The 25669-nt window shown below is 68.4% G+C and carries 23 protein-coding genes; 10 read left to right on the forward strand and 13 right to left on the reverse strand.

The features are described 5' to 3' along the window. A complete protein-coding gene (gene purB, locus ASE43_RS01480; protein ID WP_057159833.1) occupies positions 1 to 1377 on the reverse strand; it encodes an adenylosuccinate lyase in 1377 nt (458 codons plus the stop codon). Between the two features lie 275 nt (positions 1378 to 1652). Between purB and ASE43_RS01485 the strand changes: the two genes are divergently transcribed. Then, complete coding sequence (locus ASE43_RS01485) at positions 1653 to 3134, forward strand: class II fumarate hydratase (RefSeq protein ID WP_082607036.1); 1482 nt, start codon at positions 1653 to 1655, stop codon at positions 3132 to 3134. Positions 3135 to 3146: 12 nt separating this feature from the next. Here the strand turns inward: ASE43_RS01485 and ASE43_RS22075 are convergent, their stop codons facing one another. The 7 genes from ASE43_RS22075 to ASE43_RS01520 form a co-directional block, all read right to left on the reverse strand. Continuing rightward, positions 3147 to 4397, reverse strand: coding sequence for a serine hydrolase domain-containing protein (locus tag ASE43_RS22075; RefSeq protein WP_082607037.1), 1251 nt, complete (start codon positions 4395 to 4397; stop codon positions 3147 to 3149). Between the two features lie 116 nt (positions 4398 to 4513). Beyond that, on the reverse strand, positions 4514 to 5044 hold the full coding sequence (locus tag ASE43_RS22080; protein ID WP_057159226.1) for a hypothetical protein: 531 nt from the start codon (positions 5042 to 5044) through the stop codon (positions 4514 to 4516). 38 nt (positions 5045 to 5082) lie between these two features. Then, a complete protein-coding gene (locus ASE43_RS01500) occupies positions 5083 to 5847 on the reverse strand; it encodes a DUF2807 domain-containing protein (protein ID WP_057159227.1) in 765 nt (254 codons plus the stop codon). A gap of 155 nt (positions 5848 to 6002) precedes the next feature. Beyond that, positions 6003 to 7067 (reverse strand): hypothetical protein, encoded by a 1065-nt coding sequence (locus tag ASE43_RS01505; RefSeq protein ID WP_057159228.1) that lies wholly within the window; start codon positions 7065 to 7067, stop codon positions 6003 to 6005. Continuing rightward, positions 7064 to 7948 carry an ABC transporter ATP-binding protein gene (locus ASE43_RS01510; RefSeq protein WP_056174504.1) on the reverse strand — a complete coding sequence of 295 codons (885 nt, stop codon included), beginning with the start codon at positions 7946 to 7948 and terminating at the stop codon, positions 7064 to 7066. The genes ASE43_RS01505 and ASE43_RS01510 overlap by 4 nt, the downstream gene beginning before the upstream one ends. Then, positions 7945 to 8316 carry a GntR family transcriptional regulator gene (locus ASE43_RS01515; protein ID WP_056174506.1) on the reverse strand — a complete coding sequence of 124 codons (372 nt, stop codon included), beginning with the start codon at positions 8314 to 8316 and terminating at the stop codon, positions 7945 to 7947. Before ASE43_RS01515 ends, ASE43_RS01510 begins: the two co-directional genes overlap by 4 nt. 3 nt (positions 8317 to 8319) lie before the next feature. Next, positions 8320 to 8721, reverse strand: a complete 402-nt coding sequence (locus ASE43_RS01520) for a hypothetical protein (RefSeq protein ID WP_056174508.1) — start codon at positions 8719 to 8721, stop codon at positions 8320 to 8322. 135 nt (positions 8722 to 8856) lie between these two features. On the opposite strand from ASE43_RS01520, the gene ASE43_RS01525 reads away from it, so the two are divergent. From ASE43_RS01525 to ASE43_RS01555, 7 genes are all read left to right on the forward strand, one after another. After that, positions 8857 to 9444 (forward strand): glutathione peroxidase, encoded by a 588-nt coding sequence (locus tag ASE43_RS01525; RefSeq protein WP_056174511.1) that lies wholly within the window; start codon positions 8857 to 8859, stop codon positions 9442 to 9444. A gap of 155 nt (positions 9445 to 9599) precedes the next feature. After that, positions 9600 to 10556: an FKBP-type peptidyl-prolyl cis-trans isomerase gene (locus ASE43_RS01530; RefSeq protein ID WP_056174514.1), complete on the forward strand. Its 957-nt coding sequence runs from the start codon at positions 9600 to 9602 to the stop codon at positions 10554 to 10556. Positions 10557 to 10675: 119 nt separating this feature from the next. Continuing rightward, entirely contained in the window at positions 10676 to 11509 is an 834-nt protein-coding gene (locus ASE43_RS01535) for an FKBP-type peptidyl-prolyl cis-trans isomerase (protein WP_200943939.1), read from the forward strand. A gap of 78 nt (positions 11510 to 11587) precedes the next feature. Then, positions 11588 to 12934, forward strand: coding sequence for a UDP-glucose/GDP-mannose dehydrogenase family protein (locus ASE43_RS01540; RefSeq protein WP_056174516.1), 1347 nt, complete (start codon positions 11588 to 11590; stop codon positions 12932 to 12934). Continuing rightward, a complete protein-coding gene (locus tag ASE43_RS01545) occupies positions 12931 to 13179 on the forward strand; it encodes a SlyX family protein (RefSeq protein WP_057159229.1) in 249 nt (82 codons plus the stop codon). Before ASE43_RS01540 ends, ASE43_RS01545 begins: the two co-directional genes overlap by 4 nt. 82 nt (positions 13180 to 13261) lie before the next feature. Beyond that, positions 13262 to 13963: a DUF2058 family protein gene (locus ASE43_RS01550; RefSeq protein ID WP_057159230.1), complete on the forward strand. Its 702-nt coding sequence runs from the start codon at positions 13262 to 13264 to the stop codon at positions 13961 to 13963. 61 nt (positions 13964 to 14024) lie between these two features. Further along, a complete protein-coding gene (locus tag ASE43_RS01555) occupies positions 14025 to 16145 on the forward strand; it encodes an acyltransferase family protein (RefSeq protein ID WP_057159231.1) in 2121 nt (706 codons plus the stop codon). A gap of 18 nt (positions 16146 to 16163) precedes the next feature. On the opposite strand, the gene ASE43_RS01560 is transcribed toward ASE43_RS01555, so the two are convergent. Further along, positions 16164 to 17021, reverse strand: a complete 858-nt coding sequence (locus ASE43_RS01560; protein WP_057159232.1) for an alpha/beta hydrolase — start codon at positions 17019 to 17021, stop codon at positions 16164 to 16166. A gap of 311 nt (positions 17022 to 17332) precedes the next feature. On the opposite strand from ASE43_RS01560, the gene ASE43_RS01565 reads away from it, so the two are divergent. Continuing rightward, entirely contained in the window at positions 17333 to 18154 is an 822-nt protein-coding gene (locus ASE43_RS01565) for a right-handed parallel beta-helix repeat-containing protein (protein ID WP_162258739.1), read from the forward strand. A 217-nt stretch (positions 18155 to 18371) separates the two neighbouring features. Here ASE43_RS01565 and ASE43_RS01570 read toward each other — a convergent pair whose 3' ends face one another. The 4 genes from ASE43_RS01570 to ASE43_RS01585 all read right to left on the reverse strand — a co-directional run bounded on the left by ASE43_RS01570 (position 18372) and on the right by ASE43_RS01585 (position 24040). Continuing rightward, positions 18372 to 19079, reverse strand: coding sequence for a hypothetical protein (locus ASE43_RS01570; RefSeq protein WP_056174527.1), 708 nt, complete (start codon positions 19077 to 19079; stop codon positions 18372 to 18374). Between the two features lie 56 nt (positions 19080 to 19135). Continuing rightward, a complete protein-coding gene (gene metH, locus ASE43_RS01575) occupies positions 19136 to 21823 on the reverse strand; it encodes a methionine synthase (RefSeq protein ID WP_056174529.1) in 2688 nt (895 codons plus the stop codon). 136 nt (positions 21824 to 21959) lie between these two features. After that, positions 21960 to 23069 carry a homocysteine S-methyltransferase family protein gene (locus ASE43_RS01580; RefSeq protein ID WP_057159234.1) on the reverse strand — a complete coding sequence of 370 codons (1110 nt, stop codon included), beginning with the start codon at positions 23067 to 23069 and terminating at the stop codon, positions 21960 to 21962. A gap of 2 nt (positions 23070 to 23071) precedes the next feature. Then, on the reverse strand, positions 23072 to 24040 hold the full coding sequence (locus tag ASE43_RS01585) for a metalloregulator ArsR/SmtB family transcription factor (RefSeq protein ID WP_057159235.1): 969 nt from the start codon (positions 24038 to 24040) through the stop codon (positions 23072 to 23074). Positions 24041 to 24336: 296 nt separating this feature from the next. Here ASE43_RS01585 and ASE43_RS01590 point away from each other — a divergent pair, with 296 nt between their 5' ends. Further along, positions 24337 to 25557 (forward strand): acyl-CoA dehydrogenase family protein, encoded by a 1221-nt coding sequence (locus ASE43_RS01590; protein WP_343123518.1) that lies wholly within the window; start codon positions 24337 to 24339, stop codon positions 25555 to 25557. The last annotated feature ends 112 nt before the right edge of the window (positions 25558 to 25669 follow it).

Below are 25669 nucleotides of genomic sequence, written 5' to 3' on the forward strand. Positions count from 1 at the left end.
TTAGATCTCGCGCGCCAGGCGTTCGGCCAGGCCGCTGTAGCTGCCCGGCGTCATCGCCAGCAGGCGCTGTTTGTCTTCCGCCGGCAGCTCCAGACCGGCGATGAATTCGCGCATCGAGGCTTCGTTGATGCCGTGGCCGCGGGTCAGCGCCTTGAGCTGCTCGTAGGGGTTGGGCAGGCCGTGGCGGCGCATCACCGTCTGCACGGCTTCGGCCAGCACTTCCCAGGCCGCGTCCAGATCGGCGGCCAGACGCTCGGGATTCACGCTGAGCTTGCCCAGGCCGCGCAGCAGCGCGTCGTAGCCGATCAGGGCGTGGCCGAAGGCGGTGCCCAAGGCGCGCAGCACGGTCGAGTCGGTGAGGTCGCGTTGCCAGCGGCTGATCGGCAGCTTGGCGGCGAAATGCTCGAACAGCGCGTTGGCGATGCCGAAGTTGCCCTCGGCGTTCTCGAAGTCGATCGGGTTGACCTTGTGCGGCATGGTCGAGCTGCCGACTTCGCCGGCCTTGACCGCCTGCTTGAAGTAGCCCAGCGAGATGTAGCCCCAGATGTCGCGGCACAGGTCCACGCAGATGGTGTCGATGCGGCGCTGGGCGTCGCAGATCTCGGCGATGCCGTCGTGCGGTTCGATCTGGGTGGTGTAGGGCTGCCAGTCCAGGCCCAGCGAGCTCACGAAGCGCTGCGAGAACGCCGGCCAGTCGATGTCCGGATACGCGGCGATGTGCGCGTTGTAATTGCCGACCGCGCCGTTGATCTTGCCCGGCATCGGCGCCGCGGCCAGGGTCTCGCCCTGGCGCAGCAGGCGCGCGACCACGTTGGCGATTTCCTTGCCGACGGTGGTCGGCGAGGCGGTCTGGCCGTGGGTGCGCGACAGCATCGGCAGTGCGGCGTGCTCGTGCGCCATCGCGCGCAGGACCTGGATCAGCTGGTCCAGGCGCGGCAGCAGCACGTGCTGGCGCGCTTGGTTGAGCATCAGGGCGTAGCTGAGGTTGTTGATGTCCTCGCTGGTGCAGGCGAAGTGCACGAACTCCAGCGCCGGGCCCAGTTCGGCGTCGTCCTTCAGGCGCTCCTTGATCAGGTACTCGACCGCCTTGACGTCGTGGTTGGTGGTGCGCTCGATTTCCTTGACCCGGGCCGCATCGGCCACCGAAAGATCGTCGGCGAGCGCGCGCAGGCGCGCGGCGGCGGCGGCCGAGAACGGCGCCAGTTCGGCGATGCCCGGTTCCTCGGCCAGCGCCAGCAGCCATTCCACCTCGACCTTGACCCGGGCCTTGATCAGGCCGAATTCGGAGAAGATCGGGCGCAGCGCGTCGACCTTGGCGGCGTAGCGGCCGTCGAGCGGGGAAAGGGCGAGCAGCTGGGCGTTGGGGTCGGCGGACATGGGCAGAGGCGGCGGGAAACAGTCGAACATTCTAACAGCCCGCCGGTTTTCTCCGTTCGGGCCACGCGATATGGCGCCTGCCGTGGCTGGCCGCACTCGACGCCCCAGGCCGCGGCGGCCATCATGACGGCCGCCAGCGCTGTCCGATGCCAGCCGGCCGCGCCGCTCTTGCAAGCGAGCACGGCGCACCCGATCTGATCGACGTGGCCGCTCGCGCGCCCGCCAGGCTCGCGCGCCGCCACGCTCCCGAATCCCACGACGCAATGGAGTTGGCAATGGCGACCCGACGCAAGACCCCGGCCCAGGCCGCGAACAGCAAGCCTGCGAAATACGTGCCCGGCCAGGGCCGGACCCCGGCCGCGGCGTTCCGCCTCGAACACGACAGCATGGGCGAGCTGCGGGTGCCCACGGCCGCGCTGTGGGGCGCGCAGACCCAACGCGCGGTGCAGAACTTCCCGATTTCCGGCCAGCCCATGCCGCGCGAGTTCATCCGCGCCCTGGCCTACGTCAAGGCCGCCGCGGCCGAGGTCAACGGCGATCTCGAACTGCTGGACGAGGGCCACTGGCTGGCAATCCGCGACGCCGCCCTGGAAGTGGCCGACGGCCGCCACGACGCCCAGTTCCCGATCGACGTGTTCCAGACCGGTTCGGGCACCTCCAGCAACATGAACGCCAACGAGGTCATCGCGACCCTGGCCACGCGCGCCAGCAAGCTCGCCATCCATCCCAACGACCACGTCAATCTGGGGCAGAGCTCCAACGACGTGATCCCGACCGCGATCCGGGTCTCGGCCAAGCTGGCCGCCACCGAATCGCTGCTGCCCGCGCTCAAGCACTTGCGCAAGACTATCGAACGCCGCGCCAAGTCCCTGTCCAAGGTCACCAAGACCGGCCGCACCCATCTGATGGACGCGATGCCGCTGACCTTCGGCCAGGAGTTCGGGGCCTGGGCCTCGCAGCTGGGCTCGGCGCAGGCGCGCATCGAGGACAGCCTCAAGCGCGTGCGCCGTTTGCCGATCGGCGGCACCGCGATCGGCACCGGCATCAACGCCGATCCGCGTTTCGGCAAGGCCATGGCGCGCGCGCTGTCGGCGCTGGGCGGCAGCAAGTTCGAGTCGGCCACCGACAAGTTCGAAGGCCTGGCCGCGCAGGACGACGCGGTCGAGCTGTCCGGCCAGCTGCTGACCCTGGCGGTGGCGCTAAGCAAGATCGCCAACGACCTGCGCTGGATGAATTCCGGCCCGCTCGCCGGCCTGGGCGAAATCGAGCTGCCGGCGCTGCAGCCGGGCAGCTCGATCATGCCGGGCAAGGTCAATCCGGTGATCCCGGAAGCCGTGGCCATGGTTTGCGCCCAGGTCATCGGCCACCACGGCGCGATCACCGTCGCCGGCCAGAGCGGCAACTTCCAGCTCAACGTGATGCTGCCGCTGATCGCCTACGACCTGCTGGATTCGATCCGCTTGCTCGCCAATGCCATGCGTGTGCTCGCCGACAGCGCGATCGCCGGGCTCAAGGTGCGCGAGGACCGCGTGCGCGAGGCGCTGGACCGCAACCCGATCCTGGTCACCGCGCTCAATCCCATCATCGGTTACGAAAAGGCCGCCGCGATCGCCAAGCGCGCCTACAAGGAAGGCCGGCCGGTGCTGGAGGTCGCGATCGCCGAGACCGGCCTGTCCGAAAAGGAACTGCGCCGGCTGCTGGATCCGGCCGCGCTCACCCGCGGCGGCATCCACGCCGGCGCTGGTGGCGGCGGCTGAGTCCGGGCGGGATTACGGCCGCGGCAGCGGCGCGCACGCCGGATGCGGCTGCGCACGCGCGGCCGGTTCGCGCCATTCCGGGTGGTCGTAGGGGATGTAGCCGTTCCAGAACCAGGGCAGGCAGGTCGGCCCCAGGGTGGCGTCGGCGAGGTACTTGAACAGGCCTTCGCCGTTGGAGCTGTTGCTCAGGATCACCATGCAGCGGCGGCCGTCGGCCACGCACAGGGCGAGGTTGTTGGTGCCGTCGTCGTGGCCGCCCTTGGCCCAGGCCTGGCCTTGCGGCTCGCGATAGGTCAGCCAGCCCAGGGCGTAGGACAGCGCGATGCCGCGGTTGTCCTGAGTCGTGTCCGTCAACAGAGTGGGGAACTGCTGTACCGAATCGATCGCGATCTGCGGGCGTAGCAGTTCGGCCTTGCCGGCCGCGCTCAGCCCCTCGCCACGGACCAGCCCGGCCAGGAAGGCGGCCTGGTCGGCGATGCTGGTGTCCATCGATCCGGCTGCGCGCACCGCGCCGCGTTTCTTATGGCCCAGCGGTTTGTTCTGCTGGTCGTAGCCGATCGCCAGGTTGTCGGCGAAATCCTCGCGCCACACCAGGCTGGTGCGCGTCATGCCGAAGCGATCGTAGACTTGGCGCTGCATCAGGTCGGCGACGTCGATGCCCAGACCGACCTCGATCACGAACTGCATCAGGTTGATGCCTTCGCCGGAGTAGGCGTAGCGCGCGCCCGGTTCGAAATAGAACTTGAGCTTGCCGTTCTGGTCGAAGGTCCCGTCCGGCAGGAAGAAGCGGAAGTTCGGAAAGCCCGACGTGTGCGACAGCAGCATGCGCGGGGTCAGTTTGCGCCAACGCTCGTCGCCGGCCAGGTCGGCGTACTTCTCATACGCGGGCAGCGGCTTGGGCAGGTACTGCGCGATCGAGCGGTCCAGATCCAATTGCCCGGACTCGACCAGCGACATCGCCGCATAGGCGAACTCGCCCTTGGTGATCGAAGCGCCGTACATGATGGTGTCGGTGGTCAGCGGCAACCGCTGTTCGAGATCGCGCGAACCGTAAGCCTTCAGGTGCACGACGCGGCCGTCGTCGATGACCGCCAGCGCCAGGCCGGGCACGCGCGCGGCCTGCATCAGGCGTTCGACTTCGCGGTCCAGCGCCGGGCCGCGCAGGGGCGCGGGCTCGCGTACGGCCTGGCCGGCGCAGCCGGCCAGCAGCAGGATCGCGAAACAGGCGGGCAGAAACCGGGTGAACGAGCGACGAGCGGGCATGACGAGACCTCCGATGGCGTTCGGACGGCGACCCGCGTGGCGGGCGTAGGGAGATGCGTTACAGGTCGAGCGGGTGCCCGTCGCAGCACCGGAGAAGCGACGGGCACCGCACTCGGTTAAGCGTTGCAGTCGGTCACGCTGCCCCGGTCCAGGGTGGCGAAGGGCTTGAACGCGGGCAGGGTTTCGACCAGCGCGTCCTGGGCGGCGCGCATTTCGACCACGCGCTTGCACAGGCGCTGGGCCTGTTGGGCGATGTTGTTGGCTTCGGCGTCCATCTTGTCGCCGACCGCGCCGGGGTCGCCCTTGACCATGCCCTCGATGGTTTCGCTGACGGCCTTGCCGGCGATCGCGGCCCCGGCCTTGCCGATCGCGATGCCGTCGTCGCGCACGCCCACCGCGTTGGCGTACAGGCGCTGGGCCTGGCTGCGCTGGGCCGGATTCAAGGCCACCGCCTTGCCGCCGATGCTCAGATCGCCTTGCTTGGTGATGACCGCGACTTCGCGCCCGCCGTGCAGGCTGATGCGGTCGTCGCCGAGTTCGATGCCCCTGAGGACGCTGTTGCCGATCGTTGCTCGGTCTTGGCTGCCGCAGCCGACCAGGGCGAGGGCGAGCAGGGTGCAGGCGAAAGCGGCGGTGGCGAGTTTCATGGCGAAGTCCCGAGGACGTAAGTGGGTGGGGAACGCGATCATTCGTTGTCGCGCGGCACGGCGACCGTGCCGGCGACGTCGCGGTGGTCGACCGAGCCGCTGCCGACCGCGTGCACGCGCAGGTTGCCGCGCACGCCGACGACATCGATGTCGCCCGAGCCGATCTCGTCGACGTCGACGTTGCCGCCGACCTCGCGCAGCTCGACGTCGCCCGAACCGATATCGCCGACCTTGACGTTCTGGGCGATGCGTCGCGCCTTGAGGTCGCCGGAACCGACCGAGACCACGTGCAGCGAACCGATGTTGTCCAGCTCGATGTCGCCGGAGCCGACGTCGGCGGTGACCTGGCCGCGCACGTTCTCGGCGCGCACGTCGCCGGAACCGACATCGGCGCTGAGCGCGGCCACACCGGTGGCGCGCGCGTCGCCGGAGCCGACGTTGAGCTGGACCATCAGATCGGCCGGTACCGTCGCTTCCAGGCGCAGGTAGGCGTAGTGGTCGCCGAGGTTGAACCAATTGCGTTCGCTGCGCCGGGCCACCACCACCAGCTTGTCGCCGACGCGGTGCTGGGTGAGGGTGAGCTCGGGCAGGTACTTGGCGTCGGAGGCGCAGGCGCGGCCGTGGACGGCGTATTCGCTGCCGGTCACCACGTTCAGATCGTGCTGGCCGATATCGAAGACCACCGCTTTGGCGCCGGCCAGGTCCAGCTTCAGATCGCGGGCCTGGGAATGCTGGCAGTTGCGGTCCTGCGCCATGGCTGCCAGCGGCAGCAGGGCTAGGACGGCGAGCATGGACTTGCGCATCACGTACTCCTGTCGGGTCTGACCCGCCGCAGCGGCGGGCGTCGCGTACTCGGATGCAGCGGGAGCGATCAGGGTTGCAATCGGGTGGTGCCGAGGTGTCGCTTGGGAGCGTGCGCCGGGCGGGGCCGCTGTGCGGTCCGCCCGGCGCCGCGGGGTCAACCCTCGTCGCGCCAGCGGCGCAGACGGACCGAGGCGAAGATCATCGCCGCACCGGCCACCGCACCGCCCCACATATGCGGACTCAGCAGGGTCGAGTACATGGTGCGGATACCGACCAGGTGGCTGACCGAGTCCGGCCCTTCGATGTTGTTGAGGACGGAAGCGGGGATGGCGCTCATCCAGGTGCCGGGGATCGCGCTCGTCAGGGAGCGGGAACTCACGTGCTGCAGGATCCACATGAAGGAGTCCGCATCGACCACGCCCATCAAGGTGATCCAGCCCAGCAGCAGGGTGGCCACGACCGGGATCAGGATGGCCCACAGGAAGGGCAGGCTACGGGCCCAGGCGGAGCAGAACATCAGCCAGCCGATGGTCGGCAGGGCCCACAGCGCATAGATCGGGATCGCGGCGATCAGCGTGGCGGCCACCGACAGCGGATTGCCCGGTCCCCACAGCAGATCGATCGGATTGGCGCCGTGCAGCATGACGAATCCGCTCATGATCAGGAGATAACCGAACATGGTCGCGATAGCCGCCGCCGTGGCCAGTGCCGGGGCGACCAGCGCCGCGCTCACCAGCTTGGACAGTACGGTTTGACCGTCCGATACCGGTAGCGACTTCCAGAACAGCACGCTGCGGTCCTTGCGCTCGTCGTAGAGGCTGCCGAGGCAATAGAAGAACACCACGAAAGCCAGCACGATGAAGGGCCACAGCGAGGCGCCGTACAGCGACAGATCGATCGCCGGGCCGATGTGGCGCAGGTCCTCCGGATCCATCTTGCTGATCAGGGCATTCAGATCCAGGCCGTTGACGGCGAAACGCCCGCCGTTCATTTCGATGTTCTGGTCCTGGATCTTGGGCAGCGCGACCGCCTCGAAGAACACGATCGCCAGCACCAGCAGGAACAGGGAGATCGCGCCGGCGATCAACGGCGCCTTGAGGAAGCCGCCGCGGTTCTCCCAGAACTCGCGCCGCAGCAACAGCCGGAAGGTGTGGGTGGGATGGACCGCGGCTACGGCGCGCGGGGCCGGACGGTCGGCGTTGATATCGAGCGCGTTCATGCGTAGGTCCCCTTCATGGTGGCGACGAACAGATCGGCCAGGCCCGGCGTGCGGGTTTCGCCGAGCTCCGCCAGGCGTTCGTGCGGCGCGCCGTCGAACAGCATCACGGTCTTGCCGAACGGCAGTGCGCGTTCGTCCAGCGGCTTCAGGCTGCGCGCCTGTTCGAGCTTGTCGGCGTTGACCAGCACTTCGACGAAACGCTCGCCTAGCACTTCCATATCGCTGTTGAGCACGACCTTGCCGTCGCGGATGAACATCACGTCGGTGAGGATGTGTTCGATCTCCTCGACCTGGTGGGTGGTGACGATGATGGTCTTGTCCTCATCGAAGTAATCCTCCAGCAGACGCTGGTAGAACTGCTTGCGGTAGAGGATGTCCAGGCCCAGGGTGGGCTCGTCCAGCACCAGCAGGCGGGCGTCGATCGCCATCACCAGGGCCAGATGCAGCTGCACGATCATGCCCTTGGACAGTTCGCGCACGCGCAGCTCGGGCTTGAGCTGGGTGCCGGCGAGGAAGCGTTCGCACTTGGCGCGGTCGAAGCGCGGGTGCACGCCGGCGACGAATTCGATCGCCTCCTTGACCCGGATCCAGCGCGGCAGCACCGCCACGTCGGCGATGAAGCACACGTCGCGCATCAGTTCGTCGCGCTGGGTGCGCGGGTCGCGGCCCAGCACCTTGAGGTCGCCCTCGAACGGGATCAGGCCGAGGATGGCCTTGAGCGCGGTGGTCTTGCCGGCGCCGTTGGGGCCGATCAGGCCGACGATGCGTCCGGCCGGAATCTCGAACGCGGTGTTGTCCAGCGCGAGCTTGTTCTTATAGGCCTTGCGCAAACCGCGCGCGCTGACGACATTGGCGGAGCTGGCGAGGGAGTCGGCGTTCATTGCGCACCTGCCTTGTTGCCCGCCGTCAGCAGCTCTTCCGTGCTCAGGCCCAACCGCAGGATGCGCTCCAGCACCAACGGCCATTCCTCGCGCAGGAACCGCTCGCGCTCGTTCAGCAGCAGTTTCTTGGCAGCCTCTTCGGTGACGTACATGCCCAGTCCTCGGCGTTTTTCGACTAGTGCCTCGTCCGCCAGCTCTTGGTAGGCGCGCGAGACGGTGATGGGGTTGAGCTGGTACTCGGCCGCCACCTGCCGCACGGAGGGCAGGGCGTCGCCGGGCTTGAGCACGCCGTCGAGCATCATGGCGACGACGCGTTCCTTCAGCTGGCGATAGATGGGAGCGCCGTCGCTCCATTGGATAGCGGTCATGGTTCAGCCCCGCGGTGCGAATGAGAAATAAGGCATGACTAAGGCCTGGCGATTGCGCCGCGTGGCCTTCCGGGCCTTGCGGTGCGGTACTGCGTCAACGGCCGGCTCCGCGGCAGAGGCTTTATCCAGTGCGTTCGCCAGGGCCACCGCGGTGGCGACCTCGGCGGTCAGGGCGGCGACGTCGGCCAGGTTTTCGACCTGCTGGGCGCGGGCTTCGATGCGCAGGGCCTGGGCCTCGGCGCGACGCACGATGGCGGCGGCATCCAAGGGCAGGGGCGCGGCCGCAGCCGCGACCTGGGCGGCGGGAGCTTCCGGCAGGGCCGGGTTCGCCGCCACCAGGGCCAGCACCAGCGTGGCGCCGCTGACCAGGAGGGCTGAAATCGAGTTATGGAGCTTGCTGTTCATGGCGAACGTCCTGCTCGTTGGTAGACCGGTGTTGTATGCAACTATAACACCAAAACACGCCCGGTCAAGTCCGGCCTACCCAACTGAAGTCATACTTGGCCCACCCGGCCGTCCGGCCCCGCTCCGAAGCCCGCCATGAACGCTATCGCCCCCCGCATCCGCCGTACGGCCGCCGTCGCCGCCGTTTCCCTGCTCCTGGTCGCCGGCCTGGCCTCGGCCGCGGGCGGCCTGCTGGACCGCAGCTTCCGCCCGCTGGCGGGCAAGCAGGCGGTCAACCTGCGCGGGCAGTACGGCGGTCAGGTGCTGCTGGTGGTCAATACCGCCAGCAAGTGCGGTTTCACCCCGCAATTCGAGGCGCTGGAAGGCCTGCACGCCAAGTACAAGGGCCAGGGTTTCGCCGTGCTCGGCTTCCCCTCGGGCGATTTCAAGGCCCAGGAATTCGAGGACGAGAAGCAGATCCAGGAGTTCTGCACGCTCACCTACGGGGTCAAGTTCCCGATGTTCGAGAAGGTGCACGTGGTCGGCGAACAGGCCACGCCGCTGTATCAGGATCTGGCCCGCAGCGCCGGCGAAGCGCCGAAATGGAACTTCCACAAGTACCTGATCGGCCGCGACGGCAAGCTGATCGCCAGCTACGGCAGCAAGATCAAGCCCGACGATCCGACCGTGGTGGCCGCGATCGAGGCCGCGCTGAAGGCACCGCGCCCCAAGAAGGCCGGTTGAGCGCGCGCAGCGGCCCATCCGGTGCGAGCAAGGCGCTGGCGCAAATACTGTGAATTTCGGTGCGATTGCCGATAGGCGCGCAGCCCGCGACAATGGCAGGCTTGCGCCCGCATCCGCAGCGTCAATCATTCCCAATACAAAGGAGTAGGGACCCGATGAAGGCTTTTGTGCGCGGCGCCGCCGCGCTGATCACCACTGCGGTCGCGCTGAGCAGCGCGGCGGCCATTGCCCAGGACAAGACCGTGCTGACCACCGAACGCGAAAAGATCAGCTATGCGATCGGCCTGGACGTAGGCAAGTCGATCAAGCCGGTGGGTCCCGATCTGGATATGGCCGCGTTCGAGAAGGCGGTGCGCAACAGCTTCGACGGCGGCAAGCCGTTGATCAGCGAGGACGAGGCGCGCGCCACCGATCAGGCCCTGCGCGCGCGCGTGGCCGCACGCGACGGCAAGCCCGCCCCGGGCAGCGCCCCGGGCACGCCGCCGCCGGCTCCGCCGGCCGTGGCCAAGGAAAAGGTCAGCCAGCTGGTCGGCGGCTACATGGTCGGCCCCTCGCTGGCGCCGATCAAAGCCGAAATCGAAGTGCCGCTGCTGATGCAGGCGGTGCGCACCGTGCTGGGCGACGCCAAGCCGCTGCTCGACGAGACCCAGGAAAAGGCCGTGCTGACCGCTTTCAGCGAGCGCATGCGCAAGAAGATGGAAGCCGATGCGGCCGCCGCGGGTGAGAAGAACCGCGTCGCCGGCGCCGACTTCCTGGCCAAGAACAAGGCGGTCAAGGGCGTGTTCACCACCCCGTCGGGCCTGCAGTACATGGTGCTGCGCGCCGGTTCCGGCGCGCGTCCCAAGCCCAGCGATCGCGTGCGCGTGAACTACAAGGGCTCGCTGCTGGACGGCACCGTGTTCGACAGCTCCTACGACCGCGGCCAGCCGGCCGACTTCGGTTTGAACCAAGTGATCCAGGGCTGGTCCGAAGGCGTGGCGATGATGAACGTGGGCGCGAAGTTCCGCTTCTGGATCCCGGCCGAACTGGCCTACGGTCCCAAGGGCGCGCCGCCGAGCATCGGGCCGAACGCGACCTTGACCTTCGACGTCGAGCTGGTCGAGATCCTGTAAGGACTAGGTGTCCGGCGTCACGGCGTCGGACACGCGCGGCATGCGATAAGCGATACGTTCAGCCGGCCGCTGGCAACTTGGCGGCTCCCCCGATTGCAAGACGGCATGACCGAGCAGGCATGCCCACCCACCAGGAGTTCCGTTTGATGAAGCCCTTCCTGCGCCACACCGCCCTCGCGCTCGCCGTGGGTTCGTTGGTTCTGTTCGCCGCCGGCTGCGACAAGAAGCCCGGCGAAAAAGCAGCCGACGCGGCCAAAACCGAAACCGCAAAGGCCGACGGCAAGGGCGAGGTCAAGGCCATCCCCGGCCTGGCCACCGAGAAGGAGCAGGTCAGCTACATGATCGGCCTGGACATCGCCAAGTCGCTGGAGATGGCCAAGGACGAGATCGACCTGGACACCATCAACAAGGCCATGAAGACCGCCCTGGCCGGTGAAAAGCCGCTGATGGACGAAAAGCAGGCCGCCGAAGTGCGCGACAGCTTCGCCCAGAAGATCCAGGCCAAGCAGATCGCCAAGATGATGGCCGAGGCCAAGAAGAACCTCACCGACGGCGAGGCCTTCCTGGCCACTAACGGCAAGAAGCCGGGCGTGGTGACCACAGCTTCGGGCCTGCAGTACCAGGTGCTGACCGAAGGCAAGGGCGCCAAGCCCAAGCCCACCGACATGGTGCGCGTGCACTACAAGGGCACCTTGCTGGACGGCAAGGAGTTCGACAGCTCCTACGAGCGCAACCAGCCGGTCGAGTTCCCGCTGCAGCAGGTGGTGCCGGGCTGGCAGGAAGGCATCGCGCTGATGCCGGTCGGCAGCAAGTACAAGCTGTGGATCCCAAGCAAGCTCGGCTACGGCGAGAAGGGCACCCCGGGCGGTCCGATTCCGCCGAACTCGGTGCTGGTGTTCGAGGTCGAGCTGCTCGACGTGCTCGGCGCCGGCGGTCCCAAGCCCGGCAAGTAAGCCGCCGCGCCTCGCGCGCACACGTGCCCGGCGGCGGAGTTCGCCGGGCACGAACGCAACGCAACAAGAGAGCCCGATATGCGCGTTACGATTTTCGGCACCGGTTACGTGGGCTTGGTCACCGGTACCTGTCTGGCCGACGTCGGTCATGACGTGGTCTGCGTCGACATCGACGCGGCCAAGGTCGAAGGCCTGAACCAGGGCGTGATTCCGATCTACGAGCCCGGCCTGGAGCCGATGGTCAAGGCCAATCACGCCGCCGGCCGTCTGCACTTCACCACCGATGCCGCCGCCGCGATCGCGCACGGCGACATGATCTTCATCGCCGTCGGCACGCCACCAGACGAGGACGGCAGCGCCGACCTGCAGTACGTGCTGGCGGTGGCCCGCACCATCGGCCGGCATATCGAACGCGCGGTGGTGGTGGTCAACAAATCGACCGTGCCGGTCGGCACCGCCGACAAGGTCCAGGCCGCGATCGCCGCCGAACTCGCCCAGCGCGGGGTCGAAGTCGGATTCGACGTCGCCTCCAATCCCGAATTCCTGAAAGAGGGCGATGCGGTCAACGACTGCATGCGTCCGGACCGCATCGTGGTGGGTTCATCCAATCCGGCCGCGGTGGAGAAACTCAAGCGCCTGTACGCGCCGTTCAACCGCAATCACGAGCGCATCGTGGTGATGGATGTGCGTTCGGCCGAGCTGACCAAGTACGCCGCCAACGCGATGCTGGCGACCAAGATCAGCTTCATGAACGAGATCGCCAACATCGCCGAGAAAGTCGGCGCCGATATCGAGATGGTGCGCCAGGGCATCGGCTCGGATCCGCGCATCGGCTGGCATTTCATTTACCCGGGCGCCGGCTACGGCGGCTCCTGCTTCCCCAAGGACGTGCAGGCGCTGGCGCGTACCGCCCAGCACAGCGGTTACAGCGCGCGTCTGCTGGATGCGGTGGAGGCGGTCAACGACAGCCAGAAGGGCCACCTGTTCGAGCTGATCCAGCGCCATTACGGCGGCGCCATCAAAGGCAAGACCTTCGCGGTCTGGGGCCTGGCCTTCAAGCCCAACACCGACGACATGCGCGAGGCCTCGAGCCGGCGCCTGTTGGCGCAGTTGTGGGAGGCCGGCGCCAAGGTGCGCGCCTACGATCCCGAGGCGACCGAGGAAGCCCAGCGCGTGTTCGGCGAGCGCGACGATCTGGTCCTGTGCGATTCCTCGCGCGCGGCCCTGGCCGACGCCGACGCCTTGGTCGTGGTCACCGAGTGGAAGCAGTTCCGCAGCCCCGATTTCGCGCGCGTGCGCAACGCGCTGGCCGACGCGGTGATCTTCGACGGACGCAACCTCTACCATCCCGATGAGGTCGAGTCGGCGGGGCTGGCCTATTACGGCATCGGCCGCGGCCGCTCGATCCGGCTGGACACGCCGTGAGCGCCGACACCGCCAGCGCCGAGGTCGAGCGGCGCCTGATCGACCTGGAGACGCGGCTCGCGTTCCAGGAGCATGCCCTGCTCGAACTCAGTGACGCGCTCGCCGCCTCGCGCGACGAGGAAACGCGCACCACGCTGCTGCTGCACCGCGCCCTGGAGGAACTGCGCCAGCTGCGCATGGCCATGTCCAGCGGCGGTCCGCTCGGCAACGACGCCGCCAGCGAGCCGCCGCCGCCGCATTACTGATCGCCGCGGCGCGTTCACCGACAGCGCCCGAACTCGTTAGATCCCTTATCCACGCACGTCCCCCAGCCGAAGATCCAAGCCGATGAGCGACACACTGCGCGACCAATTGTTAGGCCTGGGCTTCAAGCCCGCGCCCAAGCCCGAGCGGCCCGAACGCGGCAACGATCCCAAGCGCGGCAACGGTCGTCGCGACGGCAAGCCCGCGCCGGGCGCGCGCGCCGATGCGCGCGGTCCGGGCGCCAAGCCCGCACAGCCGGGTCAGCACCGCAACGAACAGCGCCGCGGCGCGGGCGGCAAGCCGGCTGGAAGGCCGGCCGGAAAGCCGGGCCAGCCGGGGCAGGGCAAGTCGCGCTCGCGCGAGGACATCGACCTGGCCAAGGCTTACGCGATCCGCGCCCAGCGCGAGAAGGACGAGCGCATCGCCGCCGAACAGGCCAAGCAGGAAGAGGCGCGCCAGCGCCGCGAGGCGCGCGCGCGCCTGGCCGAACTGGTCAAGGATCAGGCGCTCAACGTGCCCGACGCCGAGATCGCGCGCCACTTCCCTTACGGCGGCAAGATCAAGCGCATCTACGTCACCCCCGATCAGCTCAAGGCGCTCAACGCCGGCGAGTTGGGCGTGCTGCAGATGGACGGCCGCTACGTGCTGGTGAGCGCGCAGATGCTGGCCCAGGCCGAGGCGGTGTTCGCGCCGGCGGTCGCGCTCAAGGTCGATCCGAACGCGCCCGCCCAGGACGATCCCTACGCCGACCCGCAGTACCAGGTGCCCGACGACCTGGTCTGGTAAGGTCGCGCCGTTCCGATCACCCGCGCCGCGGCGCACGCGGCGCGTCCGCGAATGGATACCGATGCGCGTAGACGAGCGTCAGTCAGACTATCTTCCGTATATCGACGGCCTGCGCGCCGTCGCCGTGCTCGCGGTGGTCGCCTACCATCTCAATGCGGCGTGGCTGCCGGGCGGTTTCACCGGCGTCGACATCTTCTTCGTCATTTCCGGCTTCGTGGTCAGCGCCTCGGTCGCGCGTTTTCCGCGCGCCGGCTTCTTCGAATCGCTGCTGCGCTTCTACGCGCGCCGCCTGCGCCGGATCGCGCCGGCGCTGATCGTCTGCCTGCTCGCGACCGTGGTCGCCAGCGCCTTGTTCATTCCCGAGGCCTGGCTCAGCGAGACCAGCCGCAACACCGGACGCATGGCCTTCTTCGGGCTCAGCAACTTCGTCCTGGCCGCGACCGGCAACGACTATTTCTCGCCCAAGGTCGAGTTCAATCCCTACACCCACACCTGGTCGCTGGGCGTGGAGGAACAGTTCTACGTGGTGTTCCCGCTGCTGTTCCTGGCTTGGAGCTACGGTGCGCGCAAGCGTTGGATCTCGCTGGGGCTGTTCGCGGTAGGCGCGCTGGTGTCGCTGTGGTACGCGCGTTTGCTGGCAGGGGCCGGCGACCGCGCGGTCGAGGCCTTCTATCTCAGCACCAGCCGCTTCTGGCAGCTCGGTGCGGGCGTGCTGCTGTACCAGGCGCTGAGCCTGGCGGGCGTGTCGGCGCGCACGGGCGAGGGCGGTGCGCGCGTCGGGGCCTGGCTGCGTTCGGCCGGACTGGCGCTGGCGGTGCTGCTGATCGCGGCCGGTTTCGTGTACGCGCGGCCCGGCCATTCGCCTTGGCCCGACGGCGTGTGGCCGGTGCTGGGCACGCTGTTGGTGCTGGGGCTGCTGTACGCCGGCGGCGCGGGCGGCTGGGTCGGACGCGTGCTGTCGACCGCGCCGGCGGTCGGCATCGGACGCATCTCGTATTCGCTGTACCTGTGGCATTGGCCGGTGTTCGTGCTGTTCCGCTGGACCCTGGGGCTGGAGTCGGCCGGTACGCGCGCGCTCGCGTTGGGCCTGACGTTCGCGCTCGCGACGGCGTCCTATCTGTGGGTCGAACGCCCGCTGCGGCATGCCGCGCCGCTGGTGCGCATGCGCAACTGGGGCTTCGTGACCGCGGCGGTGCTGGTGGTGTTCGCCTCCAGTGCGATCTACCGGCATATCGCGCGGCATGCGCAGGATTACTCGCTGAGCGTGGTCAGCCGCAACGCCGGCGACTGGTATCCGTACGGGCCGGAAGCCGATCCGGCGTATCCGGGCTGCAAGCTGGTATCGCGCACCGAACAGATCGAGGGCGGCGCGGCCTGGGTCTACGAGCGCAGCGGCTGCGCGTCGGCGCCGGTGGATGCGCGGCGCGTGTTCGTGGCCGGCGATTCGCATGCCGGCGCCTATTCGGAACTGCTGCAACGCTCGGTGCTGGCCAGCGGCCGCACGGTGAGGCTGTACTTCGCCGGCGGTTGCGGCGTGGCCGGTCTGGTCGATCGCCGCGAGTTCGACAACCCGCAATGCCGTGGCTATGTCGATGCGGTGCTTGCCGACGTGACGCGCCAGGCGCGCAGCGGCGACGTGCTGTTCCTGCCGGCGCTGCGCCTGCCGCGGCTGTCCGAGCAATGGATGCTGTTCGACGAACAGGCGGCGGTGAGCGCGATGTTCAGCGCCGATGCCGACGCCTCGCGGCGCCAGGGCGTGGCCGGTGCGATCGAGCGCCTGCGCCCGCTGGCGCAGCGCGGCGTGCGCATCGTGTTCGAGGCGCCCAAGCCCTTGCTGCGCGCGCCGCCCTACCGCTGTTCGGATTGGTTCAATCGCGACAATCCGATCTGCGCGCGCGGGCTGACCGTGGAGCGCGATTTCCTGCAGCGTTACCGGGCGCCGGCGGTGACGGCCTTGCAGCAGATCGCCGCGCAGGTGCCGGGCGCCAGCGTCTGGGACCCGTTCCCGCTGCTATGCCCCGGCCAGACCTGCGCGGCGCTGCGCGATGGCCGCCCGCTGTATTTCGACGGCGACCACCTCAGCGGCTACGGCAATCGCGTGCTGTTGCCGGGCTTCGCCGCGCACCTGGACGGTTTGAAGACGGGCGCGTCGGCTCCGGCTGTGGCCGCGCCCGCGCAGTAAGGTTCAGGGCGCGCCGGTTCAGGCGGCTTGCATCGCCTGCGTCGCGCCGTCGGCGGCGGCGGCAGGGCGCATGCGCGCGATCATCGCCGCGATCGCCTGTGCGGTGTCCAGCGGCCGCTCCATCGGAAACAGATGGCTGCCTTCTATCCAGGCCCAACGCCCGTCGACCAGACGGCGCGTGGCCGCGCTGCCGGCATGGCGCAGTTCGCGCGAACGCGTGCCGGCCAGGAAGGCCACCGGCACGCGCAGCCGCGGGGCCAGGTCGCCCAGCGCGGTGGTCGGCAGGCTGCGGTAGATCGCGTATTCGGTCTCGCGCACGAACGCCAGTTCGCGGCCGCCGTCGTCGGCGATGCGGGTGCCGTGTTCGACATAGTCCCGCAGCACGCGCGGGTGCCAGCGTGCGAACGCGGGCTTGGCCTGGAAATGCGCGAGCACCGCCTCACGGTCGGGCCAATGCTTGCGTCGCTGTAGGGTCGCGCGCATCGGCATCAGCAGATTGTCCAGGCCGGTGCGGCGGCCGATCGCGACCAAGTGCGCGCGCCAGCCCGCGATCAACGGCGAATCCAGCATCACCACGCCGGCCACGCGCGCGCCCAGCGGCGCGTCGGCCAGGCGGTGCGCGGCGAGCAGGCTGAGGTAGCCGCCCAGCGAGTGGCCGACCAGCCAGATGCGGCGCGCATCGCCAGCCGCGGCATGCACGCGTGCGACCAGTTCCTCGACCAGGTGCGGCCAGTCCGGCGTGACCGGATAGCGCGGGTCGTGGCCGATGCGTTCCGGCCGCTCGATCCGGTAGTCGGCCGCCAGCGCGTCCAGCATCAGTCCGTAAACCGGCGCCGGAAAGCCGTTGGCGTGCGAGAACAGCAGCAGATCGGACATGGCGGGGCGGGGCGAGACGGGCGGAGGATCAACCATACCATTGAGTACGGTTCCGGGGCATCCGCTGGGGACGCGGCGCTGTGGGGACGGAAGTTTTGCCGACCTTCAACCACGAACCGCATTCGCGGCAACGGCGACGATCGAGCGTCGCGCCGTGGCGCGACGCCGCGAACGGACTGTCGCAAGACGCGCACGCCTGGGCGCAGCCGTGGCCGCAAGTCGCGGGCTATGCGACAGCGGCCGCCTAGGATGATCCAGGGCCGATGAGCGGCCCCGCGCCGACCGGCGCGATATCGATCGAGAGGGATTTCATGCGCGTCGTACCGACTCTGGGCCTGGTTTTATCCGGCCTGTTGTGTTCCACCTCCGTGCTGGCCTGCGACACCGTGCTGGCCGCCGATGTTTACGTCATCGACGCGCCCGGCAAGTACTGCCTCAACGCCAATCGCGATCACCCGGTCGCCATCGACGCCTCCGATGTGGAGCTCGACTGCAAGACCCGCACGATTTCGCGCGGCGATCAGCAAAGTAGGCACATCGGCATCGAAGTACGGCGCCACGACAACGTGACCGTGCGCAATTGCCGCGTCGACGGCTATCCGGTGGGCATCGAAATGCTGATCGAGCGCAACGGCCAGCTCATCAACAACACCGTGAGCAACGCCGGGCAGCCGATTTTCGTCTCCGGCAGCCGCGATCCGCAGGGCTCGCGCCTGACCGGCAACCGGGTCGTGGGCTACGAGCGCCAAGGCCACGAGGTTCCAGCCTGGACACCCGCGATCGAAGTGTGGGATCTGCCCAAGTCGCAGCTGATCAACAACGTGGTCGTGGGCTACCGCGGTAACCGCGGCATCCTGATGATGCGTTCGCCCGAGTCGCAGCTCACCGGCAACCAGATGCTGGATTTCCTGGCCGAGGCCGACGGTGTGATCTCGATGCAGGAATCGCCGCGCACCCGCCTGGTGCATAACACCATCGCCCTGCAAACCGTGCGCGGGCGTTCGGCGGTCAGCAGCGATACCAACGACCACACCTGCGTGGAGAACATCGTGGTCAACGCCATGGGCGGCGGTTTCGAGATCTGCGGGGTGTCGCGCTTTAACGTGGTGCAGCCCTGGATCGAGCCGCACTGAGGTAGGCGCGGGCCGCGGATCGCGCGCGTAACGGCGATCCGCGGCCGGCTTGCACGGGTAGGCCGTGCTTGCCGCGAAGGCGGGGGTCCAGTGACTGCAAAGTCAAGCCTGGCGAGGCCCCTGGATCCCCGCCTTCGCGGGAATCACGGCAGCTCGCCTGTGGCGGTCGGGGCGGCGGCAGGGCCGCTACCAGACCGCGGTGTTCGGGCGACGTCGCTCAGCTGAAGCGCGACAAGGCCTCATGGCTAAGCTCGCGCACCGTAGACACGCCCAGGTCGCGCAGGATGCGGTGGGTGCGGTGCGGCAGCGGCGATTCGTCGATGTCGTGCGGGGCGATGTTCTTGCCGGGCACGCCGGGCAGGAATTCGATGCCGGCCGCGGCGTAGCAGTGCTGGACCAGCGCCGAGCAGTACAGCGCGCCTTCCTTGGCCAGCAGGTTGCTGCGCCGGCGCAGGCGCCGGCTGTGCATGGCCATCAGGGTGCCGACCAGCTCGCTGATCGAATAACTGGACAGGCCCGACAGCAGGTCCAGGCCGGCGATCTGGATCTGGCGGATCTGCGTCTCGTCCAGGCCGAAGTCGAGGATGGCGATGTTCGGGAAGGCCTCGGCGTCGTAATAGCGCTCGACCCGGTTCTCCTGCACGCCCAGACGGATCTGGCGGTAGCGCAGGTCCAGGTCGGACTCGATCACCCACCACTGGCCGTCGACGCGGCGCTCGCTGAAGACGAAGGCGTGCGACCACAGGCTGCGGTGACCGTCGTGGGTCAGCGGCGCCTGCGCCTTGCGGATCAGCTTGTTGATGAAGTCGCGGCCGCCGCACAGGCCGATCCGGCCGGGGCCGGCGTATTTCTCGATGAAGGCCGCGTTGCCGAGGTTGTCGTCGTCGGCGTCGGCATCGTGGTGGGGCGGCAGCGTTTCGCTCATCGGTCGTGCTCGGCAAGGGCGGCGGGCGGGACGGTCGACGAGCGCCCCGCGCGGTGTCACTCCGGATCGTAATCCAGATTCGAGGCCAGCCAACGCTCGGCCTGGATCACGCTCACGCCCTTGCGGCGCGCGTAGTCCTCGACCTGTTCCTTGTTGACCCGGCCGACCACGAAGTACTGGCTGCCCGGATGGCTGAAGTAGTAGCCCGAGACCGCCGCGGCCGGGTACATGGCGTAGCTCTCGGTCAGCTGCAGGCCTGCCTTGTTCTCAGCGTCGAGCAGGCGGAACAGGGTGGCCTTCTCGCTGTGCTCGGGGCAGGCGGGGTAGCCCGGGGCCGGGCGGATGCCGCGATAGCCTTCGTCGATCAGGGCGTCGTTGCTCAGGGTTTCGTCGTCGGCGTAGCCCCAGAACTCCTTGCGCACGCGCTCGTGCAGGCGCTCGGCCAGGGCCTCGGCGAAGCGGTCGGCCAGGGCCTTGAGCATGATCGCGTTGTAGTCGTCGTGGTCGGCCTCGAAGCGCGCCACGTGCGGCTCGATGCCCAGGCCGGCGGTGACGGCGAAGCCGCCGATCCAGTCCTGGCGGCCGGAGTCCTTGGGCGCGATGAAATCGGCCAGGCAGAAGTCGGGGCGGTCGACCGGCTTGTCGGCCTGCTGACGCAGGAAGTGCAGCACCGTGCCGGCCTCGTCGCCCAGCACCACGTCGTCGCCGACGCTGTTGGCCGGCCACAGCCCGAACACGGCCTTGGCGCCGATCCACTTCTCTTCGACGATGCGCTTGAGCATCGCGCGCGCGTCGCGGTAGAGCTCGCTGGCCTGGGCGCCGACGACCTCGTCGGTGAGGATGGCGGGGTAACGGCCGGCCAGTTCCCAGGTGTTGAAGAACGGCGTCCAGTCGATGTAGTCGACCAGCTCGGCCAGCGGATAGTCGTCGAACACGTGCAGGCCGGGCTGGCGCGGCGCCGGCGGCGCGTAATCGGCCCAGCCGCCGTCGTAGCGCTGGCCGCGCGCCTTCTCCAGCGGCACCAGGCGCTTGCCGTCGCCGCGGTTCTTGTGACGCTGGCGGATCTCGGCGTAGTCGGAGGCGTTGGCGGCCACGAACGGTTCGCGCAGCTCGATCGAGATCAGCGACTGGGCCACGCCGACCGCGCGCGAGGCGTCCTTGACCCAGATCGTCGGCGATTTGTAGTGCGGATCGATCTTGAGCGCGGTGTGCGCGCGCGAGGTGGTGGCGCCGCCGATCAGCAGCGGCATGGTGAAGCCCTGGCGCTGCATCTCGCGTGCGACGTGGCTCATTTCCTCCAGCGAGGGCGTGATCAGGCCGGAAAGGCCGATCAGGTCGGCGTTCTCGGCCTTGGCCCGGTCCAGGATGGTCTGCGCCGGCACCATCACGCCCAGGTCGACCACGTCGAAGTTGTTGCAGGCCAGGACCACGCCGACGATGTTCTTGCCGATGTCGTGCACGTCGCCCTTGACCGTGGCCATCACGATCTTGCCGTTGGACTTGCCGACTTCGCCGGTGCGCAGCTTCTCGGCCTCGATGTAGGGCAGCAGGTAGGCCACCGCTTTCTTCATCACCCGCGCCGACTTCACCACCTGCGGCAGGAACATCTTGCCGGCGCCGAACAGGTCGCCGACCACGTTCATGCCGGCCATCAGCGGGCCTTCGATCACGTCCAGCGGGCGCGTGGATTCGGCGCGCGCGGCTTCGGTGTCCTCTTCGATCCACTGGTCGATGCCGTGCACCAGCGAATGGCTGAGGCGGTCGCGCACCGGGCGTTCGCGCCAGGCCAGGTCCTCGACCCGCTTCTCGCCCTTCTTGCCCTTGTAGCGATCGGCGATCTCGAGCAGGCGCTCGGTGCCGTCGGCGCGTCGGTTCAGCACCACGTCCTCGACCCGCTCGCGCAGGTCGGTATCGAGATCGTCGTACAGCGGCAGGGCGCCGGCGTTGACGATGCCCATGTCCATGCCGGCGCGGATCGCGTGGTACAGGAACACCACGTGGATGGCCTGGCGCACCACCTCGTTGCCGCGGAACGAGAACGAGACGTTGGATACGCCGCCGGAGATGTGGCTGTAGGGGAAGCGGCGCTTGAGCTCGCGGGTGGCCTCGATGAAGTCGACCGCGTAGTTGTTGTGCTCCTCGATGCCGGTGGCGATCGCGAACACGTTGGGGTCGAAGATGATGTCCTCGGGCGGGAACCCGATTTCCTCGGTCAGCAGCTTGTAGGCGCGCGAACAGATGTCGACCTTGCGATCGATGGTGTCGGCCTGGCCGACCTCGTCGAAGGCCATCACCACCACCGCCGCGCCGTAGCGGCGCACCAGGCGCGCCTGGCGCAGGAACTCGGCTTCGCCTTCCTTCATCGAGATCGAGTTGACGATGCCCTTGCCCTGCAGGCACTTCAGGCCGGCCTCGATCACGCTCCACTTGGAGCTGTCCACCATCACCGGCACGCGCGCGATGTCCGGCTCGGCCGCGATCAGGTTGAGGTATTCGACCATCGCCTTCTCGGAATCGAGCAGGCCCTCGTCCATGTTGACGTCGATGACCTGGGCGCCGTTCTCGACCTGCTGGCGCGCGACCACGACCGCCTCGTCCAGGCGGCCTTCCATGATCAGCTTCTTGAACTGCGCGCTGCCGGTCACGTTGGTGCGTTCGCCGACGTTGATGAAGTTGCTTTCGGGCGTGATCTGCAGCGGCTCGAGGCCGCTGAGGCGGGTCTGGCGGGGGAGTGCGGTGGTCATCGGGTGTGGGATTCGAAAATGCTCTTGAGGCTGGAAGCTGAGGAGTAGCGACGAGAATCTAGTAACGAGTTGCGGTGCGTCCGCTCTTTGCTGGTTTCTCTCTTTACTCGTTACTGACTTATTGCTCGTTACCGATTCACGCCGCCGCGCTGACCAGTTCCGGCAGGCGTCGCGGCGGCATGCCCTTCACCGCTTCGGCGATCGCCGCGATATGCGCCGGGGTACTGCCGCAGCAGCCGCCGACCAGGTTCAGCAGGCCGGCTTCGGCGAACTCGGACAGCACCGCCGCCATGTCCTCGGGGGTTTCGTCGTAGCCGCCGAAGGCGTTGGGCAGGCCGGCGTTGGGGTGGGCGCTGACATAGGCGTCGGCGACCTGGGCCAGCACGTCGACGTGGGCGCGCAGGTCCTTGGCGCCGAGCGCGCAGTTCAGGCCGATCGCCATCGGCTGGACGTGGCGCAACGAATACCAGAACGCTTCCGCGGTCTGGCCCGAGAGGGTGCGGCCGGAGGCGTCGGTGATGGTGCCGGAGATCATCAGCGGCAGGCGCGCGCCGCGCGCGTCGAAGGCTTCCTCGACCGCGAACACCGCCGCCTTGGCGTTGAGGGTGTCGAAGATGGTCTCGACCATGATCACGTCGGCGCCGCCGTCGATCAGGCCGTCGGTGGCCTCGCGGTAGGCGATGCGCAGCTCGTCGAAGGTCACCGCGCGGTAGCCGGGGCGGTTCACGTCCGGGCTCAGCGAGGCGGTACGGCTGGTCGGGCCGAGCACGCCGATCACGAAGCGCGGGCGCGACGGGTCCAGCGCTTCGGCGGCGTCGCAGGCCGCGCGTGCCAGGCGCGCGCCGGTGGCGTTGAGCTCGTACGCCAGGTGCTCCAGGCCGTAGTCGGCCAGCGAGATCGTGGTCGAGTTGAAGGTGTTGGTCTCGATCAGGTCGGCGCCGGCGGCCAGGTACTCGGCGTGGATGCCGGAGATCACCTCGGGCCGGGTCAGGCTGAGCAGGTCGTTGTTGCCGCGCTGGTCGCGCGCGCAGCCGCAGCCTTCGCCGTGCGCATGGCCGGCCTCGGCCTCGGGCGCGCGCAGGCCGTCGTAGCCCTGGGCGAAGCGTTCACCGCGGTAGGCGGCCTCGTCCAGCTCGTGGCGCTGGATCATGGTGCCCATGGCGCCGTCCATCAGCAGGATGCGTGCGGCGAGCGCGTCTTGCAGGGCGTGCGCACGGGTCGGGTTGAGCCAGGGCAGGGTCTTCATGTTCAGGCCTTCTTGGACGGCTTGCGCGCCGACGTTTCGGCGGGGGGCTTGCGCGCGATCAGGGCGATGACTTCGAAATGCGGCGGCCGGCGCTCGCGGGTCACGGTTTCGCAGCTGACGATCTCGAAGCCGGCCTTGGTCGAGAACTTCTGCAGGTCCTTCTCCGAGAAGCCCAGGTTGACGTGGCCGTAGGCCGCCACCACGCCGCGGTGCTCGTGCCGGGCCAGGCTGGTCAGCAGCAGGCGCCCGCCCGGGCGCAGCACGCGCTCGGCCTCGGCCACCGCCTGCGCCGGGTGCTCGGCATAGGTGAGCGCGTGCATCAACACCACCAGGTCGAAGCTGGCGTCGGGGAAGGGCAGCGCATGCATGTCGCCTTCGCGCACTTCGACGTTGTCGAGCCGACGCAGGCGCTCGGACGCGGCGGCGACCACCTTGGTGCTGGCGTCCAGGCACAGATAGCGGTTGGCGTGCGGTGCCAGCAGTTCGGCCAGTACGCCGTCGCCGGAGGCGATGTCGAGCACGTCGCCGGGCTGCAGCAGAGGCACCGCCGAGCGCGCCAGCGCCTCCCAGGTGCGGCCCGGGGAATAGTGGCGTTCCATGTCGCCGGCGACCGAGTCGGCCCAGTTCTGATCGGCCGCGCGCATCGACAGCACCCCGGCCACGCGCTCGGCGTCCTGGCGCAGCAGGGGATCGTCGCTGCCGGTGCTCAGGGTCTGCCAGAGCGCGCGTTGGGCCTGGTCCAGGGCGGCTTCGTCGAAGCGGTAGTAGGCCGACACGCCGGCGCGCCGATCGCGCACCAGGCCGGCTTCCTTGAGCTTGGACAGGTGGGTCGACACGCGCGGCTGGGCCAGGCGGGTGATCGCCGACAGCTCGGCCACGGTCAGCTCCTCGCCTTCCAGCAGGGTCAGCAGGCGCACGCGGGTGGCGTCTGCGAACACCTTGAGTCGGGACGACCAGCCTTCGAGATCCATGGGTTGAGCCTTAGATATGCGGGATTCGGGAGTCGCGACGGAGAGGACAGGGCGGCGCCGGCGCCGCAGCGGGCACGGGCTGGATCCGCGATCGCCGGCCCTGGCTTCCATCAACCTATCGCGATACAGAGATAAGTGTCCTCCGCGCGCCCGAAAGGGTCAAGTCTTGCGCCGCGCGCGATGCAGCTGGCGTTGGGGTGGGAGGTGGGGTTATTCGGCGCGCGCGGCTACAATTCGCATAGCGGCCGCGGAACGATGGCCGCGGCTCGATCCGCGCGCCGGTTTGCGCGGCGCGGATCCCTGTCCCGGGGGCGGTTTCAGGCCGCCGCCACTCCAGAACCAGCAGAGGTGCCGACGTGGATTTTGGCTTTACCGAAGAGCAGTTGATGATCCAGGACGTGGCGCGCCGTATCGCCCAGGAAAAGATTGCTCCCAGCGCCGAGCACCACGACCGGACCGGCGAATTCCCGCTCGAGAACATCCGCACCCTGGGCGAGAACGGCCTGATGGGCATCGAAGTGCCGGCCGAGTACGGCGGCGCGGGCATGGATCCGATCAGCTACGTGCTGGCCATGGTCGAGATCGCGGCCGGCGACGCCGCCCACTCGACCATCGTGTCGGTGAACAACTCGCTGTTCTGCAACGGCATCCTCAAGTTCGGCACCGAGGAGCAGAAGCAGCTCTACGTGCGCGCGATCGCCGAGGGCCGCGAGATCGGCGCCTTCGCCCTGACCGAACCGCAGTCCGGCTCCGACGCCACTGCGATGCGCTGCAAGGCGGTCAAGCAGGCCGACGGCAGCTTCGTGATCAACGGCAAGAAGAGCTGGATCACCTCCGGCCCGGTCGCCAAGTACATCGTCCTGTTCGCCATGACCGACCCGGACAAGGGCGCGCGCGGCATCACCGCCTTCATGGTCGACACCTCGCGTGCGGGCTTCCACCGCGGCAAGACCGAGCCCAAGCTGGGCATCCGCGCCTCGGCCACCTGCGAGATCGAGTTCGAGGACTACGTCGCCCGTGCCGAGGACGTGCTCGGCGACGAAGGCCACGGCTTCAAGATCGCCATGGGCGTGCTCGACGCCGGCCGTATCGGCATCGCCAGCCAGGCCATCGGCATCGCCCGCGCCGCCTACGAGGCCACCCTGGCCTACGTGCGCGAGCGCAAGGCCTTCGGCCAGCCGATCGGCGCCTTCCAGATGACCCAGGCCAAGATCGCCGACATGAAGTGCAAGCTGGACGCGGCCTTGCTGCTGACCTTGCGCGCGGCCTGGCAGAAGGGCCAGACCGAGAAGAACGGCGGCCGTTTCAGCAACGAAGCCGCGATCGCCAAGCTGACCGCCTCCGAGGCGGCGATGTGGATCGCCCACCAGGCCGTGCAGATCCACGGCGGCATGGGCTATTCCAAGGAAATGCCGCTGGAGCGCTACTTCCGCGACGCCAAGATCACCGAGATCTACGAGGGCACCAGCGAGATCCAGCGCCTGGTGATCGCCCGCAACGAAACCGGTCTGCGCTGATCGCCACGGCATGAAACGCATCGATATGAAGCGCATCGGCTCGTATCGAGTCACCGCCTCACCCGGGGATCGCGCTCGCGGTCTGCGGGTATCAAAGACCGTCAAACGCGAC

The sequence above is a fragment of the Lysobacter sp. Root983 genome (assembly GCF_001429345.1).
Lineage (GTDB): Bacteria > Pseudomonadota > Gammaproteobacteria > Xanthomonadales > Xanthomonadaceae > Lysobacter.